Source organism: Candidatus Dactylopiibacterium carminicum, assembly GCF_014736495.1.
Taxonomy (GTDB): domain Bacteria; phylum Pseudomonadota; class Gammaproteobacteria; order Burkholderiales; family Rhodocyclaceae; genus Uliginosibacterium; species Uliginosibacterium carminicum.
In genome coordinates, this window is record NZ_MDUX01000009.1 from 1 (window position 1) to 17,415 (window position 17,415).

Annotated in this window: 22 protein-coding genes; 11 read left to right on the plus strand and 11 right to left on the minus strand. The window is 59.2% G+C overall.

What is annotated here, in order from left to right; all coding sequences use genetic code 11:
- Positions 1-52 precede the first annotated feature (52 nt).
- From BGI27_RS04135 to BGI27_RS04180, 10 genes are all read left to right on the plus strand, one after another.
- On the plus strand, positions 53-487 hold the full coding sequence (locus tag BGI27_RS04135; protein WP_095523641.1) for a DUF1841 family protein: 435 nt from the start codon (positions 53-55) through the stop codon (positions 485-487).
- A gap of 73 nt (positions 488-560) precedes the next feature.
- A complete protein-coding gene (locus BGI27_RS04140) occupies positions 561-812 on the plus strand; it encodes a type II toxin-antitoxin system Phd/YefM family antitoxin (RefSeq protein ID WP_095523642.1) in 252 nt (83 codons plus the stop codon).
- A 391-nt stretch (positions 813-1,203) separates the two neighbouring features.
- Complete coding sequence (locus tag BGI27_RS04145) at positions 1,204-1,548, plus strand: type II toxin-antitoxin system TacA family antitoxin (protein ID WP_170942956.1); 345 nt, start codon at positions 1,204-1,206, stop codon at positions 1,546-1,548.
- Complete coding sequence (locus tag BGI27_RS04150) at positions 1,499-2,020, plus strand: GNAT family N-acetyltransferase (RefSeq protein WP_095523644.1); 522 nt, start codon at positions 1,499-1,501, stop codon at positions 2,018-2,020. The genes BGI27_RS04145 and BGI27_RS04150 overlap by 50 nt, the downstream gene beginning before the upstream one ends.
- Positions 2,021-2,061: 41 nt before the next feature.
- A complete protein-coding gene (locus BGI27_RS04155; protein WP_095523645.1) occupies positions 2,062-2,622 on the plus strand; it encodes an HAD family hydrolase in 561 nt (186 codons plus the stop codon).
- 474 nt (positions 2,623-3,096) lie between these two features.
- Positions 3,097-3,528, plus strand: coding sequence for a pilin (locus BGI27_RS04160; RefSeq protein WP_095523646.1), 432 nt, complete (start codon positions 3,097-3,099; stop codon positions 3,526-3,528).
- Positions 3,529-3,637: 109 nt separating this feature from the next.
- Entirely contained in the window at positions 3,638-5,008 is a 1,371-nt protein-coding gene (locus BGI27_RS04165) for an O-antigen ligase family protein (protein WP_095523647.1), read from the plus strand.
- A 202-nt stretch (positions 5,009-5,210) separates the two neighbouring features.
- Positions 5,211-5,792 (plus strand): REP-associated tyrosine transposase, encoded by a 582-nt coding sequence (locus tag BGI27_RS04170; RefSeq protein WP_223871594.1) that lies wholly within the window; start codon positions 5,211-5,213, stop codon positions 5,790-5,792.
- A 209-nt stretch (positions 5,793-6,001) separates the two neighbouring features.
- Complete coding sequence (locus BGI27_RS04175; RefSeq protein WP_095523648.1) at positions 6,002-6,292, plus strand: nucleotidyltransferase family protein; 291 nt, start codon at positions 6,002-6,004, stop codon at positions 6,290-6,292.
- Positions 6,292-6,660 (plus strand): HepT-like ribonuclease domain-containing protein, encoded by a 369-nt coding sequence (locus BGI27_RS04180; protein ID WP_478210096.1) that lies wholly within the window; start codon positions 6,292-6,294, stop codon positions 6,658-6,660. The genes BGI27_RS04175 and BGI27_RS04180 overlap by 1 nt, the downstream gene beginning before the upstream one ends.
- A 72-nt stretch (positions 6,661-6,732) precedes the next feature.
- Here BGI27_RS04180 and BGI27_RS04185 read toward each other — a convergent pair whose 3' ends face one another.
- The 11 genes from BGI27_RS04185 to BGI27_RS04235 form a co-directional block, all read right to left on the minus strand.
- Entirely contained in the window at positions 6,733-8,622 is a 1,890-nt protein-coding gene (locus BGI27_RS04185) for a potassium transporter Kup (protein WP_095523650.1), read from the minus strand.
- Between the two features lie 286 nt (positions 8,623-8,908).
- Positions 8,909-10,000, minus strand: a complete 1,092-nt coding sequence (gene aroG, locus BGI27_RS04190; RefSeq protein WP_095523651.1) for a 3-deoxy-7-phosphoheptulonate synthase AroG — start codon at positions 9,998-10,000, stop codon at positions 8,909-8,911.
- A gap of 63 nt (positions 10,001-10,063) precedes the next feature.
- Positions 10,064-11,029 (minus strand): transposase, encoded by a 966-nt coding sequence (locus BGI27_RS04195; RefSeq protein ID WP_095523652.1) that lies wholly within the window; start codon positions 11,027-11,029, stop codon positions 10,064-10,066.
- 207 nt (positions 11,030-11,236) lie between these two features.
- Positions 11,237-12,355 carry a zonular occludens toxin domain-containing protein gene (locus BGI27_RS04200; protein WP_095523653.1) on the minus strand — a complete coding sequence of 373 codons (1,119 nt, stop codon included), beginning with the start codon at positions 12,353-12,355 and terminating at the stop codon, positions 11,237-11,239.
- 7 nt (positions 12,356-12,362) lie between these two features.
- Positions 12,363-12,719 (minus strand): DUF2523 family protein, encoded by a 357-nt coding sequence (locus BGI27_RS04205; protein ID WP_095523654.1) that lies wholly within the window; start codon positions 12,717-12,719, stop codon positions 12,363-12,365.
- Position 12,720: 1 nt separating this feature from the next.
- A complete protein-coding gene (locus BGI27_RS04210; protein ID WP_095530344.1) occupies positions 12,721-13,119 on the minus strand; it encodes a hypothetical protein in 399 nt (132 codons plus the stop codon).
- Entirely contained in the window at positions 13,116-14,657 is a 1,542-nt protein-coding gene (locus BGI27_RS04215) for a hypothetical protein (RefSeq protein ID WP_143311229.1), read from the minus strand. Before BGI27_RS04215 ends, BGI27_RS04210 begins: the two co-directional genes overlap by 4 nt.
- Positions 14,658-14,724: 67 nt before the next feature.
- Complete coding sequence (locus BGI27_RS04220) at positions 14,725-14,922, minus strand: major capsid protein (protein ID WP_095523657.1); 198 nt, start codon at positions 14,920-14,922, stop codon at positions 14,725-14,727.
- Positions 14,919-15,158, minus strand: coding sequence for a hypothetical protein (locus BGI27_RS04225; RefSeq protein ID WP_095523658.1), 240 nt, complete (start codon positions 15,156-15,158; stop codon positions 14,919-14,921). Before BGI27_RS04225 ends, BGI27_RS04220 begins: the two co-directional genes overlap by 4 nt.
- Positions 15,158-15,490, minus strand: a complete 333-nt coding sequence (locus BGI27_RS04230) for a hypothetical protein (protein WP_095523659.1) — start codon at positions 15,488-15,490, stop codon at positions 15,158-15,160. Before BGI27_RS04230 ends, BGI27_RS04225 begins: the two co-directional genes overlap by 1 nt.
- Positions 15,491-15,855: 365 nt before the next feature.
- Positions 15,856-16,527, minus strand: coding sequence for a replication initiation factor domain-containing protein (locus tag BGI27_RS04235; protein WP_095523660.1), 672 nt, complete (start codon positions 16,525-16,527; stop codon positions 15,856-15,858).
- Positions 16,528-16,868: 341 nt separating this feature from the next.
- Here BGI27_RS04235 and BGI27_RS04240 point away from each other — a divergent pair, with 341 nt between their 5' ends.
- On the plus strand, positions 16,869-17,171 hold the full coding sequence (locus BGI27_RS04240; protein WP_095523661.1) for a DUF2726 domain-containing protein: 303 nt from the start codon (positions 16,869-16,871) through the stop codon (positions 17,169-17,171).
- The last annotated feature ends 244 nt before the right edge of the window (positions 17,172-17,415 follow it).

The following is a 17,415-nucleotide window of genomic DNA, read 5'->3' on the forward strand; positions in this document are numbered from 1 at the left end:
CCGACACCCGACACCCGACACCCGACACCCGACACCCGACACCCGACACCAAATGTTCAATCCCACCCGAGATCAAGCCCGCCTCTTCTTCATCGAAAGCTGGCGCAAACACCACGCCCGCGAACCCCTCACGGATATGGAGAGCGTGGCCGCAGAGCTGATCGCCCAACACCCGGAATACCACGCATTGCTGGAAAATCCAGAAGCCGTGCACAAGGATTTCCGCCCCGAGGATGGCCAGATCAACCCCTTCCTGCACCTCTCGCTGCACCTGGCCATCCACGAGCAGCTCTCCATCAACCAGCCGGCTGGCCTGCGCGACGCCTACGACGCCTGCCTCGCCCATCATGCCGGCAATCGCCACGCTGCCTTGCACGACATGCTCGAAGCCCTGGGCGAAACCCTGTTCAACTCCCAGCGCAATGGCCAACCGCCCGACGCCCAGGCCTACGTGGAAAATGTGATGCGGCGCGCCGGGCGGCCTTAGGGGACACGCCACCGAACGACCCGAATCGAACGACTCACCTAAAGTTCAGGCGTGCCCGCCTGGAGGAAACACCATGCAGACCTTCACCGCCAACGAAGCCAAGACCCGCTTTGGCGAATTCATCGATCTGGCCCCAAAGGAACCCGTCCGTGTGATGCGCCGGGATCGCGTGGCAGGCGTCATGGTCTCGGCCAACGATTACGAAGCCATGCGCGCTTTCTACGCTAATCGGCTGCAACACAGCCTCGTCAGCAGCGCCGAGCAGGCGCGCGCCCAGGGGCTGACGGCAGAATTGCTCACCGCGTTGCTTGCCGATGAGAGCTGAGCCGCTCGCCGTCATAGACACCAATTGCTGATCAGCGCGGCCCTAGCGGGCGACACGCCCCCGCTGAAGCCGTTACATGGCTTCTGGCCCGACAGGAACGGTTACCCGCCTGAGCGACCACTTCCGAACGGAGCGCAATGCGCACGCTACCCACCCGGGCTTGTCCCTCTTCGCACCAAGCCCGTAGCGTGCGCACTGCGCACCACGACCCGGCCCCATAGCAGACCGACAGACTGGAATCCAAACTTGCCAAGGAAGGAAAATGGTGCCAAATTGGCACCATGATTTTCAACCCCAGCAAGCCATCCGGAAAATGCGCCTGATCCGGCCATTTTCGACACGCGGGACGCATGGACGCTGCTGGCCCCATGCCCCCCTGGAGGTACCGACCATGTCCATTTCGCGCAGGAGTGCGAATCATCCCGAGAAGGGCCGGATTACGGCCAGGGTTCCTTTGAACGTACAGGAAACGATACAACGAGCAGCCGAACTGACGGGCGTCCCCGTGAACGCGTACATCGTTCAGGTGGTACATCAGCATGCGCAGGATTTCATCGACCGTCATGAGATGAAAAACATCGTCCTCTCCGAACGGGACTCGGAGTGGTTTCTGGAACAACTGGCCAAGCCGCGTTCGCCGAACGCAAAGCTGAAAAACGCCCTGGCCGCGTACCGCGAGGCTGTTGATGACGACGAAGATCCGCCCGCTCTCCCAACTGCCGAAGGCGTTGCTTGATGCGCGCGCAAGTTTCGATTGCGGCACGCCCGTGCTGAACCGGTATCTCGCCCAGAATGCCTCGCAGCACGAAGCAAGGAACATCAACCGCACGTTCTGCGGGATAAGGGACGGCGCACTGGCAGGGTTCTACTCGCTGACCAACGCAACAGTTGATGTCAGTGCGATATCGCCCGGTGTGATCAAAAAGTACAAACTGCCAACCCATCTGCTGCCCGCGGTTCGCCTGAGCCGCCTGGCAGTGGATGTGCGTTTCCAGCGCAAGGGCCTGGGGAAATGTCTGATGATCGATGCGATGTCACGAGTGATACGCGTGGCGGATCTGTCGGGCTGCATCGGCCTGGTCGTTGATGCGAAGGACGACAAAGCCGCGAAATTTTACGAAGGGTTCGGCTTTCGCCAGACGCCGGAACACGAACTGCTGCTGTTCATGCCGCTGCCGGAAATCCAGACTCTGTTTGCAACCGGCTGACCTGGGCGAATCCGACCACGCCCCCAACCCAAACACCCGCCATGCCACAGACCATCAACACCGTCATCTTCGATCTCGGCAACGTGCTCATCCCCTGGGACCCACGCTGGCTGTTCCGTCAGCTATTGCCGGACGAAGCCGCCATCGACCGCTTCCTGACCGAAGTCGACTTCCACGCCTGGAACCTCCAGCATGACGCCGGCCAGCCCTTTGCCGTCGGCATCGCCCAGGCCAGCGCCCGGCATCCGCACTACAGCCACCTCTTCCAGGCCTATTTCGACCGCTGGGACGACACCGTCGCCGAAGCCTTCCCGGAGTCCGTCGCCTGCCTGCATGCGCTGAAAGCGGCAGGGCTGCGCGTACTCGCACTCACCAACTTCTCGGCCGAAACCTTCGCCCGCGCCCGCCGCCGCTACGCCTTTCTCGCGGAGTTCGAAGGCATCGTCGTCTCCGGCGAGGAAGGCCTGATCAAACCCGACCCCGCCCTCTATCAATGCCTGTCACCCGCTACGCAGTCGACCCCGCCACAGCCCTGTTCATCGACGACAGCGCAGCCAATGTCGCCACCGCGCGCCAGCTCGATCTGCGCGCCATTCACCTGACAGACCCGGCACGCATCCGGGAGTGCTTCCGCGCGCACAACCTACCGGTATGACCAGGCTTCACCTGTAGATCCGGCTTCAGCCGGATGGGCAACAACCCGTAGGGTGCGCCGCGCGCACCATTCATCCGTCGCAGCCGTGCATCCCGGAGGATCAAGGCCCGCAAAAACGGTGCGCATGGCGCACCCTACTCACAGCACAAATCACCTCTCCACAAATCACTACGCCTCAAGGAATAAGGGTTACCCCTATTCCTTGGGCATGACCCAATCGGGCAGACACTGACCAAAATCGTCAGCCCAAAGGTCCACACTCAGGCAGTCAAGTCCGGGACAAAAGGGCTTGCAAACCGCAACAAACTGAAAAATAAGAATTTTTCGCCAACGACGAACGGCCCCCTCGCTTGGCACACCATTGGCTACATATGCAGCACACGGATTTCTTCCGTTTTTCGTATCCCCAAGGAGATTCACTATGAAGCGTGTTCAACAAGGTTTCACCCTCATCGAACTGATGATCGTCGTGGCGATCATCGGCATCCTGGCTGCCATCGCGCTGCCGGCGTATCAGGACTACACCGTACGCAGCCGCGTTTCTGAGCTGGCTGTTATGGCTTCCGGTGCCAAGACTACCGTTAGCGAAAACATTGCCAATAATGGTGGGGTACTTGCCACAGATAACTGCGTTGGGGTAAATGTATTCTCTACCCCGACAAAGAATACGGCGAGCCTCGCCTGCACAGCCGATTCAGGCGCCATCGTTGTTACTGGAACGGCCGCAGCCAAAGATGTGGTACTGACCTATACGCCCACAGCGTCAACTGAACGTGTATCTTGGACTTGTACCACTGCTCCAACGAACTTCAAGTACGTTCCTGCTGAATGCCGTAATGCTTCCGAAACCTAATGCTGCTTGAGGAAAGCACCTCGCGCACGCGACCACGCTTTCCTTTTGCTTCTGACGCCCTTCTTCGGAAGGGCGTTTGTTTTTATGTTTTCAGCAAAGCATCGTGACTATGCCTCCCCCTTTTCTTTGGATTAGCGGCCTATTGTTATTTGCCTGCGTGCACTGGAACCCTTGGGGTTGGCACTGGAATGATCTCCAGCGCTGGGCATTTATTCTTCTGACCATATTGGCATGGCTGCATCTGACCTACCTAGAAACGAAGCCTGTCGTATTCAAATTCTCTTTTTCCTCGAAAATCCTCCTGGCGCTGATCGGACTTACTGGAATAGCCAGCATCCTAAGCAGCCAATACCCTGCCTGGGCCTGGATCGAGGTTTCGGTTTTCGTGGGTATGGCCCTGATTGCGCTAGCGATACGCCAAGTCTTTTCAAACAATCCTGAAGTGATGCCTCAATATGTACTTGCACTGTGCGCATTCGTGGCTTTCATGATGGTACCTCGCCTAGGGATTTTCAGCTTCGCTCTTACCAAAGACCCGAAGAATGCGATGGATGTTTTACATAGTGGATTTTTCAATGTACGTTTTCTAGGCCAATTCCAAAGTGCAACGATTCCGATAGTCGCTGCGGGTTGCCTATTACTGACAGGCTGGAAAAAAGCGGCCTGCGCAATACTGTTATTGGGGTGGTGCTGGATCGCTGTTTATACGCACACACGAGGAACCCTATTGGCATGCTTGGCTATGTTATGTGTGGCAGCCCTTGCAAACACCTCAACAGCACGCCGCCTGGCCAGTTTTGTTTTGATTTCTTTCGCTGCAGCGTGGTTGCTTGACACTGTACTTTATGCACTTCCAAACAGCCCCTTTACGCTGGCTGGTGACACTTCAAGCCTTCGTCATCCCGCGGGGGTGACAAGCCTTGCAGGCCGGGAGATTATCTGGAGTCAAGCTTGGGCCATGTTCAAAGAAAACCCATTGCTCGGCGTCGGCCCAATGCACTTCGCCTCTCTTCATTCGAAAGCAGGGGCACACCCACACAATATCCTGTTGCAATTACTAGCAGAATGGGGGTTAATTTTCTCTTTGTGCACAATCTATTTTGGTTGGCTAATGACGCGCCAAATATTGAAAATCATACGCACCTATGATCTGTCTGCAGAAAAACTGGCTCCCATCCTTGCTCTGAGCAGCTTGCTTGCACAAGGACTGGTTGACGGGATATTCGTGGTCCCAAACACTCAAGTTTGGCTAGCTATCATGGCAGGTTGGACATGGGCCGTTTGCAATCAAACCGTCACAACAGTCACTCAGAATGCAACACAAACATGGAAACGTCATTTTGCGCTAGCCACTACGGCAATACTACTTATGTATATGGCTGTCTTCTCCTTCCTAGACTTTAATCAGGCATATAGCGCGCGTACCCAAACAAATGAGGTCTATTGGCCACGCTACTGGTCTATGGGATTCATCCCCTAAAAATCGTTTCACCATGTGGTAACCACCACCGCACATCCAACGCCCCTCCCCGCGAGGGGCGTTTTCTTTTCTACCCCCGCATTGTTCGCCCGCCCCGGCCTCAACGATCCAACGGTGCGCATGGCGCACCCTACAGCCGGTTTTCTTTGCCGGCATGGACGCTCGCTTCCCCTTCCGGACGCTGTGACGATTCCCGGATGGCATGGATGATCGTCGCTTTGGTTTCGATCCTCTCGCCATGCCCCGCTATCGCCGTTCACTCACACCTGGCGCAACTTTCTTTTTCACTGTGGTGACCCACCGCCGCCAACGGATTCTGACGGACGAGCCCGTGCGCATCGCCCTACGCGAGGCCATCGGCCATGCGCGCACACGCCTGCCGTTTCACATCGATGCCTGGGTGCTGCTGCCGGATCATCTGCACTGCATCTGGACGCTGCCGCCCGGCGATGCTGCTTTCGGCCACCGATGGGGCTGGATCAAACGTCGGGTGACACATGCATTGGCGGCACGATACGAGCGCGCGGAATGGCGCAATGCTTCCCGCATCGCACGGCGGGAATCCACGATCTGGCAACGCCGCTTCTGGGAGCACCAGATCCGTGATGATGCGGATTACGCCGCGCACATGGATTACCTGCATTTCAACCCTGTGAAGCATGGCCACGCCAAACGGGTGGCGGACTGGCCTTACTCGACCTTTCACCGCCTGGTCCTCAAAGGCGAGTACCCGGCGGACTGGGGCGGCGGCACGGATGTGGCCTTGTTCAGCGGGGATGATTGAGCCGGCTGGTGCGCGTGGCGCACCCTACGTGTGATCCAAACCCAAACCGTAGGGTGCGCCATGCGCACCGCCATTCCTCAAATCTCCACCTGCGTCCCGAACTCCACGACACGGTTCGGAATGCGGAAGAAGCCCCCTCGTTCGACGATGCTTGAAAGCAGATATCCGATTACCTACTATCTCAGCGAATCTTGAAAGGAAGGGCACGCATGCGGCCATCTGCTGTTCTCGACATGAAGCGAAATGCCGTGCGCGAAGTGGTAAGCCGCTTCCGCACCACGAATCCGCGCGTGTTCGGCTCGATACTGCGAGGTACCGATCAGGACGACAGCGACCTTGATCTGCTCGTCGATACCCTCCCGGGCGCTACGCTCCTGGATCTGGGTGATCTGCAATACGAGCTAGAATCATTGCTCGGGATTCAGGTGGATGTGTTGACGCCAGGTGATCTCCCGTCTGGATTCCGGGCAAAGGTCCTTGCCGAGGCGAAACCGGTCTGATGGAAAATCGTCTCCCTGATTACATCGATCATATCCAGCAGGCGGCAACCGATGCCCGCAGCTTTGTCGAAGGGCTGTCCAGAAACGATTTCCTGGCCGACAGGCGCACCCAGCAAGCCGTCCTCATGAGCTTGATAGTGATTGGTGAAGCCGCCACAAAAGTGATGGACGCCTACGGAGAGTTCTCCCGGATGCACACCAACGTTCCCTGGCGAAGCATGCGCAACATGCGTAACCGGATGGCTCACGGCTATTTCGATATCAACCTGGAGGTGGTGTGGGAGACCGTGCAGGAATGGTTGCCCGAGCTGCTTGAGCAACTGCCCGCCGTGCGCCAGAGCGCGGAGATGTCGCAGAAGACAGAATAGCGCTGGTGCGCACGGCGCACCTACGCGTGATCCAAACCCAAACCGTAGGGTGCGCCATGCGCACCGCCATTCTCAAATCTCCACCTGCGTCCCGAACTCCACGACACGGTTCGGCGGGATGTGGAAGAAATCCGCCGCGCTGCTGGCGTTGCGGAACATGAAGAAGAACAGGCGCTCGCGCCACATCGCCATGCCGGGCTTGCGGTGCGGCACCAGGCGTTCGCGGCCGAGGAAGAAGGTGGTCTCCATCAACGCGAAGGAAAATTTGCCCTCGCTGGAGAGCTGCTGCAGCGCAGCGGGGATGTCCGGCGCTTCCTTGAAACCGTAGCGCACCAGGATGCGGTGGAAACCGTAATCCAGCGATTCACACTCCACGCGGTCGATCTCCGGCACGGTGGGAACATCTTCGGTAACCACGGTCAGCAGCACGATGCGCTCGTGCAGCACCTTGTTGTGCAGCAGATTGTGCAGCAGGCGCGGCACGCCCTCCGGGTTGGAGGTCATGAATACGCCGGTACCGGCCACGCGATGGGGCGGCGAGTGAAACAAAGACTGGATGAAGAGATCCAGTGGCATGGTTTCGACGCGGGTGCGCTCACCGAGCAGATCCCGCCCGCGTCGCCATGTGGCCATCAGCGTGAAGATGGCCGCGCCCAAGCCGAGCGGAAACCAGCCGCCATCCAGGATCTTCACCGCACAGGCGATCACGAAGGCGAGATCGACCACGAGGAATCCCACCAGGAAAACGAAGCCTTTGCTCAGCGACCATCGCCACAGGTGACGCACCACTACGAAAGCCAGCAGCGTATCGATGAGCATGGTGAGCGTGACGGCAATGCCATAGGCCGACGCGAGGTTGCTCGATGAGCGGAAGCCCAGCACTACGGCCACCACAGCCACCAGCAGCGCCCAGTTCACGCCCGGCACATAGACCTGGCCGATCTCGTGACTGGAGGTATGGATGAAGGCGATGCGCGGGCAATAGCCCAGCTGCGTGGCCTGCCGTGTGAGCGAGAAAGCGCCCGAAATCACCGCTTGTGAGGCGATGATGGTCGCCGCCGTGGCCAGCCCGATCAGTGGATACAGCAGCCAGCCTGGTGCCAGAAGGTAGAAGGGGTTGCGCACGGCAGCCGGATCAGACAGCAGCAGCGCACCCTGCCCCAGATAATTGAGGTAGATGCAGGGCAGCACCAGGCCGAACCAGGCCAGCTTGATCGGGCGCCGGCCAAAGTGCCCCATGTCGGCATACAGGGCTTCCCCACCGGTAACGGCGAGCACCACGGAGCCCAGCGCGAGGAAGCCCAGAATGCGATGCTCGGCAAAGAAACTCAGCCCATACCAGGGATTCAGTGCCAGCAATACCCGAGGCTGTTCGACCACCTGCAGCACGCCCAGGGCGCCCAGCGTGAGGAACCAGAACACCATCACCGGGCCGAACAGCGTGCCCACCTGGCCAGTCCCCCGGCTCTGCATCCAGAACAGCGAAAGCAGCACGCCGATGGCGATGGGTACGACGAAACCATCGAACGCCGGTGTGGCGATGTGCAGCCCTTCGACGGCGGAGAGCACCGACATTGCCGGTGTGATCACGCCATCGCCGTAGAACAGCGCGGCACCGAAGAGCCCCAGGATGGTGAGCAGCCACATCTTGCGCGGCGAGCCCTGCACGGCACGGTTGGCCAGTGCGGTGAGCGCCATGATGCCGCCCTCGCCGCGGTTGTCCGCACGCATGATGAAGAGTACGTACTTGAGCGATACCACCAGCATCAGCGCCCAGAACACCAGCGAGAGGATGCCCAGCACATTGGGCATGTTCGGCGGAATGCCATGCCCGCCGAAGATTTCCTTCATCGTGTAGAGCGGGCTGGTTCCGATATCGCCATACACCACGCCCGTAGCGGCCAGCGTAAGCGCGGCCAGACGTTTACGCGAGGCTGACATGCCGCTTTCTGTGCTGCTCATGCGATCTTCCCCCGAAGGCCGCTGGCGGCGGGTTCTAAGAGTATCCGCCACGGCAAAGTGCGCGGAGCGTACGCGCCTTGATCATGTGCCGCAATAAGGGGAGAAGACCGATGGTGAGGCACAACCGGGCACGAACGGTAGGGTGCGCCGTACGCACGCGGGAGGAATGGTGCGCACGGCGCACCACCCTGCACAGGAATGCAAGCCCGTAGGTCAGGCTTCAGCCTGACTCCCATCACCCTATCCGGCTGAAGCCGGACCCACGGGCTTATACGCGTCTCCGCCCTTATTCCTCGGCGTGATTGCGCGCACGCGCAACACGCCGCTGGCGCACGCCTTCGGCGAGAAGATCGAGCAGTTGCACGCTGTCTTCCCAGCCGATGCAGGCATCAGTGATGCTCTTGCCGTATTCGAGCGGCTTGCCCGGCGCGAGATCCTGGCGGCCGGCGACGAGATGGGATTCGCACATCACGCCAAACAGGCGGTCATCACCCGCCGAGAGCTGTTCGGCCACATCGCGCGCCACATCCATCTGCAACTGATACTGCTTGCGGCTGTTCGAATGCGAGAAATCGACCATTACGCGCGAGGAAACGCTGGCCGCAGCCAGCTCCTTGCAGGCCTTGTCCACATTGGCGGCGTCATAGTTCGGCTCCTTGCCGCCACGCAGGATGAGGTGACAATCTTCATTGCCGCTGGTAGAGACGATGGCCGAATGGCCAGCCTTGGTCACCGAGAGGAAGTGGTGCGGCGAAGCTGCCGCCTTGATCGCGTCGATGGCGATGCGCACATTGCCATCGGTGCCGTTCTTGAAACCGACCGGACAGGAAAGACCGGAAGCCAGCTCGCGGTGCACCTGGCTCTCGGTGGTGCGTGCGCCAATGGCGCCCCAGGCGATCAGGTCCGCAATGTATTGCGGCGTGATCATGTCGAGGAATTCGGTGGCGGCCGGCAGCCCCATGCCATTGATCTCCCACAGCAGTTTGCGCGCGATGCGCAGGCCGTCGTTGATGCGGTAGGAGCCATCCAGCCCCGGATCGTTGATCAGCCCCTTCCAGCCGACAGTGGTGCGCGGCTTCTCGAAATACACCCGCATGACCACCAGCAGGTCGTCCTTCAGGCGATCCGCCTCCGGCTTCAGGCGGCGTGCGTATTCGAGTGCGGCGGCGGTGTCATGCACCGAACAGGGGCCGATCACCACCAGCAGGCGGTCATCCGCGCCATGCAGGATGCGGTGGATGCCATGGCGGGCAGTAAAGGCCGTCTGGGCAGAGGCTTCTGTGGCGGGAAACTCGCGCAGCACATGGGCCGGGGGGGAGAGTTCCTTGATTTCGCGGATACGGACGTCGTCGATATGCAGGTGGGTGGAGGCGGTCATGGCAGAAGACGTTTCAGCAACAAGGCCTGCATTCTAGATTCTATGTACAAGTACAAGGAAATTTTATGTCTGGGTGCGAGGTTGTCCGATGAGTGTGGGGTCAAAAGGAGTCTCGGAGTTCCACACGGCGAACGCGACGCGCAGGATCTTCCTCGCGATGATGCAGTAGATAGCGGTGCGTGGCAGTCCCCTGCTCAGCAAAGCGTCACGCATGGTACGCCAAGGCGTATTGCGGCAAGCACTGATTGCCGCCATGTATAGCAACCGCCGTTCTTCCGGATTGCCACGCTTCGATAGCTGCCGGGTGCCGACATATCTACCTGACTCCCGAGGTCGAGGGTCGAGCCCCACGGCAGCCACCAGCGCATCACTGTTCGCATAGTGGATGCGGCTCATGCGTAAGGCCAGAGTTGTGCTAACCAAGGGTCCCACACCGTGAATCCCCATCAGAAGCTTGCATTTGCGCTGCATGACGGCATCAGCAGCCATCAGATCCTGTAAGCGTTGATCGATCTGAGCAATCAGCGCTTCAAAGGCCTTCATGAGCGTAGAAAGCGCTGATAGACATGATGCGTCACCTTGAGAGAAGCTCATGGACAGACTGGCACGCTGCTTGACGACCTGATGTCTCCGCTGGATCAACGTCGTAAGCGCAAGGTGATCTTCACTCAAGGGTGCATAAGGATGGCACTGAGCGGATTCATTGTGCGTGTAACGTGCAATGCCAGCGGCATCAAAAAGGTCGGTTTTGCCTCGCACCCTCAGGCTCTTGAGATAAAACGCAACATCCTTGGGGTTGAACACATAAACCCGATGCCCTGCCGAAAAGGCCAGATCAGCCAAAGTTCGATGCAGCGTCCCCGTCGCTTCCATTCCCAATGTGCATTGCACCGGCAAATTCGCGAGCCAGCGCTTGATTGCAGCAGGTTTGTTCGGGATGCGAATGAGCGGCTGGATGTCATCAAAGGTAGCAATGACTAGTTCATCCATGCTGACATCGATTCCGATAGACAGGGGCTGAGTATTCACGCGTGCGAATCCTTATGAATAAGTTGATACAGGTATCGTTTTTTGCGTGAGCTTGCAGCTATCGGCGGTCATGCCATCCAGGCACGCCGCTGCATTCCTCATCGACGCTGACAAAAACGAAATGGGAGCATTTCTAGAATCGTCTGTCCGTTGAAACGGCAGATAGCCCGAACCGCCCTTGCCCTCGAAAATATCGCAACGTCACGTTTAAAGGCGGGGCTTGGCGGCCAAGCCACCAATGCCGAGCGCAGGCGCGGCAATGGCCAGGTCACCACTGGTGACGACGTTGCCCGAGGTCACTGGCTGATTGCTGACGGGAAAGGGCTGTTGTGTGCCCTGCCCTTGATCCCAGGCGACGAAGTAGCCACGTTCGACGATGGATTCGCAGAGGTTCTGCGGCACATCGATCCGCGTGGCCTGCTGGCTGTAGCAGCGGCATCCCTTTGACTTGAGCGTGACGCAGGCAGCGGGATACGGCGCAACGGTTGGCTTGGTCACGTCGTCGTAGATAGGCGCCGTATTGGGCAGGCCGGGAATGCGTGCCTGGTGCGCTTCGAGATACGCGAACGTCGTGAGCTTGCCCGTCACAGGGTTCTGGCCAGGTGTGGCCGGTGCGCCTGTGGCCTGGATGCTCGGGTTCTTGAACCGATCCACAGCCTGCTTTTCGTCCATCCGTGGTGCCAGCCAGCGCCAGACACCGAAGATCAGGACAGCGAGCAGAGCCGGCATCAGAAACAGGAACAGCAGCCGCCACGGCATGCGCCCTTTGACGACATGCAGCTCGGCGCTCTGGTAGAGGTCAAAGACGTTCTTCGGGTACGGAAATGGCGTCTTCTCGGAGTCATCACGGTTCTTGTCGCACTGCTCCTTGCACTTGTCCCAGGCATGCACCGTCGCGTAGTGCTTGCCGAAGGCGCGGACCATGTGGCGGTGCTTGGTCACCAGGCGCCGGATGTTGTTGTCGATCAGCATCGGGTGTTGCGTGATCAAGAAGATGCTGTAGCCGCGGTGCCGGTGCTTCTCCATCTGCGCGACGTGATCGGGCACCTGTGAGCCTGTGCCGCGAGGCCGGAAGATGTCCTGCGCTTCGTCGATCACGATGATCGCGCCGACCGGCAGCTCGAACCACTTGCGCGGGTCTTCCATCTCGATCCAGCCAGGCACCTTGCAGCCCCGGATATTGTGGAAATAGACCTGCCGTTCGTACGGTTTGCCTTGCCTCTCGGCTTCCTTCCGTTCGGCTTCGGTGAGGTCCATAACGTGATTGATGGTGTAGAGCGTCTTTGACGCGCCAGGCAGGCCAGTGTGCAGATTCAGTGTGCTCATCGCGGGCTCACTTGTTCAGTCGCTTGAGCGTGAAGGAGAGCGAGGAGAGCGAGGCGAACGCCATCCAGCCACTGATGAGGATGTTCAGCGCGTCGAACAGTCCGGCGTAGGCCGCAAACTGGATCATGACTGCGCCGAGACCTGCCGCGCTGCCACCGCCACTGCCGCCACCTGCGGACTGGACGTAGGCAACCATCTGCGTAAAGTCGGAGACGATGTAGCCGATGAGGATCTCGAAGCCCTTCACCATCGTGAAGGTGAGGCCGAGACCGACCAGGATCATGCCGATCCGCTTCGAGAAGAATTGCGTGAGTCCGGCAACGATGCCGCCCACAAGCGATGCTGCGATTACCGGGAGTGCCATGTCATGCCCTTTCTGTAACGTTGCGACTATTGCCGGAAGGCGTCAGCGCAATTCCTCTGGAATCTTCGATTCCTGCCGGAATTCTCCTGCCCCCTTCCTGACCGGTGTCCGTGTCTGTGTAGTACGTGTGAATCGTCGGCGGACGGAGCGCCAGGCGCCTGGCGCTCGCCGTGGTGAGGGCAGACCGGCAGGGCACTCGAAAAAAGGTGAACCTCTTTTTTTCGGTGTCCTGCACGTCCCCGTAAAGCCTGTCTTTCAATTCCTGATAAAGCGTCGGAATCGAAAGCCATTTACGGGGCGCCTGCGGCGTCTGCATGCGTTCCTGGACGGTTGTATGGTTCTGCTGCCAGGGTGAAGTGTTGTCTGGGCCTTGCTGGCCAGGCTGGCGGTTTTGGGTCATGTCGGCACCGTCCGCGACAGCAGATGGACCACGCCGATGTAGGCAATGATGTGCATGATCAGCCGCAGGAACTTGCCCAGTTCGCAGAGGATGGAGAGGTCGAACTTGTACTCACGGCCCTTGTAGGTGAAGCCTTTCTCCGCGATGCAGCTGCCGGAGAAGGTGAGGTAGTCCTTCCGCTTCTCCTGGAAGGTGGCCCATATATCGAGATCGCCGGAGCCATCCTTGTTGAGCGCAGCATCGATCTCGGCCTGAGTCGGCAGGTTCTGCGAGGTCTCGTCGTGAATCGCGCTCAGGTCGTTGGCTTCTTCGGCCCAGGCCCACTGGCATCTGATCTGCCAGAGCTGTGTCGCCTGGGCGCACTGGACGGCATCACCGTCACAGCTCGGCGCGGTCTGGCAGTAGGTGCCAGTGAAGCTGCCGTTCTTGCAGATCGAGAGCTGCGGCATCTGCTGGCAGAGGTTGAGCTGCTCGGAGTCGCCACGGCTGGCCCCAGTCGTGGTGGTACTGGTGCTGGAACCATCACTGCCAGTTGTGGTGGTGGTCGTGGTGCAGCTGCCGCCGCTGCAGGTGGTTTCCTGCGTTGTCGTGCCACCGCCGACGGAGTTGCCGTTGGAGTCCGTCGTGTTGCTGCCTGATCCGGTGTTGAACTCGACAGGGTCCGTGCTCTGTTCGGGAGGAACGCAGACCACAGATCCGTTGACGGTGCCGTAGCCCTGCCCGGCTTCCAGGCATTTACAGATCTCGCAGCTCGGCAGACTGGAGCCGCTGCCACTGGATGATCCGCTCGAAGAACTGGAGCCACTCGAGCTAGAGCTTCCGGAGCCAGAACTGGAACCGCTTGAAGAGCTAGAGCCACCGGAATCACCACCATTGAGATTGCCGGGAATCGGCGTTTCAGCGCCACCGCTGGAAGAGCCTTGTGGGCACGTGATCGACGATTCGGAAACCGTGCAGTATTCCAGGGCCGCGCCGGCGGAATTGACGACGCTTTTACCAGTCGTGCCCTGGCATGAGATTTTGGTCAGCAGGCAACCATTCGAGCAGAGGTAATAGTCGTTCGTGTCGCCGACGGTGCCAGAGCCGAATCGGTTGGCGGTTTTAGCGCCCTTCGGAAACCAGCCGCGAGAGGTGGCGTTGCTGACGGGGCAGGATTGTTGTGAGGACGAAGAGGAGGATGCCGCACCGCAGGACCACGCGCCCCACTGATTAGGGCCAACTGGAACCTGCCCATCAGCGCAAGACAACACAGAAAAAAGATTACCGCCAGCGCCAGCGCACGTAAAAGAAGAATCGCGATACGTGTCCGTGTATTTTTTATTTATTGAGCCACACGAACGGCCATACATGCTCTGACAAGCAGACTGACATGCCTGTTGCGCGTCGATAGTCCAAACAGCATTTTTACCAGAACCGCCAGAGCCATTAAGCCATTCAACTGCATTTGCAGGAGAGAAGAAAAATAAAATTATCAGGGCGCAAACAATATCCAGCCAGCGCCGAGCATTGCGATTAGCAGCCACAGTCCCATTTTTCATTCCCCCGCCCCCGTTAAATAAAAAGGGAGGCCGAAGCCTCCCCCGGCCTTTTTTAAATCACCGCGATTTACATCGCGCGGCGAACCCACTTGTAGGCCTTGATGGCGACCGCAACGAGCAGCACGGCGCCACCGATGAGACCGATCGGCGTCAAGGTGCCGTCGATCTCATCAACCACTGCGGACACATCGATGGCGGCTTGTGCACCGGTCGTGAGAGCCAGCGAGAACACGCCAGCCACAACTGCGAGGATTTGCTTCTTCATGCTTCAGGCTCCTTGTCTGGAGAGTTGAGAAAATTAGCGAGGGTGCGAAGCCCCCACGCCGCGCCCCAAACCAGCCAGATCACACCGCCGATCTGTGCTGCTTCAGAGATGGAGAGGTTCCACGGGCTGTTGGCCATGCTGACGGCTTCCGCGCCCGTGAAAACCACATAGGGACACTCCGCAACGCTCGCGGGCTCGCTTTGAATCGCCTGGAGGTCAGCGGAGAGGCAGAGCATCAGGCGGCAGCCTTGTTCTGTGCCGGATGCGGTTGGCCGGGCACCGGCTTGATCGGAACAATCTCGACCACGGTGATCTTCTGGTCACGCTTGCCGGTCACCAGCTCGAAATGCACCTCGGCCGAAATCGGGAATTGCATCTCCATCAGGTTCTTGACGATCTGCGAGGAAGCGCAGCGGTATTCGACGGTGCGCCAGCCTTTAGAGGTGCCACGGCTTTCGTCCAGCGGCTCTTCGATCCAGATGGCGCCGGAATCCATCTGCTTGCCGTCGATCTCGCCTGTAAAGAAGTTGGCGCCCTTGATGATGTCATTACGCTTGAAGCCACTCATGCTGCTACCTGCCTTTCTGGAGATGGTGGGCCGATCAACCGGCGACCCTCTGGAAACTCAGCCAGGGCGGACTTCTCCAGCCGGCGTGGCACACCTGGGCGAGTAATTTGGTCAAGAATTTCATCCGCGCTGATGCCTTTAAGCCGCATGACATTAACTGCCTGGCCATAGCTTTGGCGCTGGTAATAAACGAGCTGGCCGAGCGAGATTTCGCCCTCTACTTGATGGGTGCGGATACGCTCTGCGGCGGCCTCAAGAATTCGCTCAAGGCACTTGTAGGCACCGGTGAAGTACTGGTCGCGTTCGGTCAGAACCGAGAGCGGGATATCGCGATCGATGTTGCGAATCTCGACCTCGAAGCGAACTTATGGGCTGTCCGGGTCGCCCAACTGGCGGCCTTTCTCGTAGGCCCGCAGCATCTTGCCGTTGGTCCTCCGGCCAATTTCCAGTGTTCTGCCGTAGTGAGGGTTCAGCCAGTCACCGGGCGTGCTGTGGCGCGGGTTGCGGCCTCCGGCGTTGAACTCGCCGCCCTGATACCAGGCCACGGCATCTTCGATGCTGAACTCGCCCTGGAGACAATCGACGGCCAAGTCGACGCGCGTGATCACCGGCTGAATGAGGCTTTCCGCCCACTGCCTCACCGCGTGCCAGTCGGCCACCTTGGAGCAGCCCGTGCCGGACAGATCAAGGCGTGCCCTGCCCTTCTTAAAATCACCTCCCCAGTCGCAACGACCGATGAAGATCGGCGTGCCATTGACCGGGATGTAGTAGCGGACGCCGTGGTCATAACCGAGCATGCCCGCGCACTCTTCACCGAACACTGAACCGCCCAGCCAGGTCAGAAGCTGGTCATGACAGTTCAGGCCGGGATGCTCATCCGGTTCAGGAAGGAAGGTGACCGTGAGCCAATCGACCTTTGCGCCACCTTCCGGATGCTGAAAACTTTCCCCCCCTGTTAGCAGGGCGGCGGCGGCTGCGCCGCCGCTGGCGCGCTTCGCTTGCGCCGCGTACGTCGCCACCGCCGATGGCCTGCTCATGGCGGCGTAGCGCTTGCATGAAGGCAGACGGCTTGTAGGAGGTCATGGATGGACCTCCGCTGCTAACATAGCCAGTTCTACATGCGGAGCGGGTATGCCATGGTTGAATTGCTGGCCACGCTGGTTGTGTTTGGGGCCATCCTTGTAATCTTCCTGAAAGAAGAGAAACGGAAGAAGGCTGAGACTTGGAAGCCGATTCCATGGGGAACGACGACGAGACCAGCTTCTGCTAAGAAACCGGCCTACAGGGCAAAGCGGGTAATGACCGAGGTGGAGCAGAAGCTGTACCACCGGTTGCGACGCGCTCTGCCGAATCGCGTAGTCCTGGGGCACAGGTCGGGCTGTCGCGCATCATCGAATCCACCAGCGACGACATCGGAGAATTCCGTGCCATCTCGCAGAAAAGCGTGGATTACCTGGTGCTGGCGGCTGACAGTTCCGTGATCGCTGCCATCGAACTGGATGACTCCAGCCACAACAAGCGAGACCGGAAAAAGGCCGACGCCACAAAAGATGCTGCGCTGGCCAGCGCCGGTGTGCGGATGATTCGATGGCACGTCCGGAACATCCCAGACGTAGAGGCTATACAGATCGAAATCAACGGACCCGAAGAACAAACCTCTCCCCCAATCGATCAGAAATGAACAATCGAGGGGTTGTTTACGTAGGCGTGAGCTTGTATCTACCGGCGGTCATGCCATCTAAGCACGCCGCTGCATTCCTCATCGACGCTGACGCAAACGAAATGGGGATATTTCTAGAGATTGTCTGTCCGCTCAATCTTGAAGCAAGCAGATAGCCTGTATCGTCCCTCCACCTCGGCGTCCTATCTGATGAAGCCACAGGACGCGTCGAGAACATACAAGCCTGTATGGCCGGGAAGGCCGT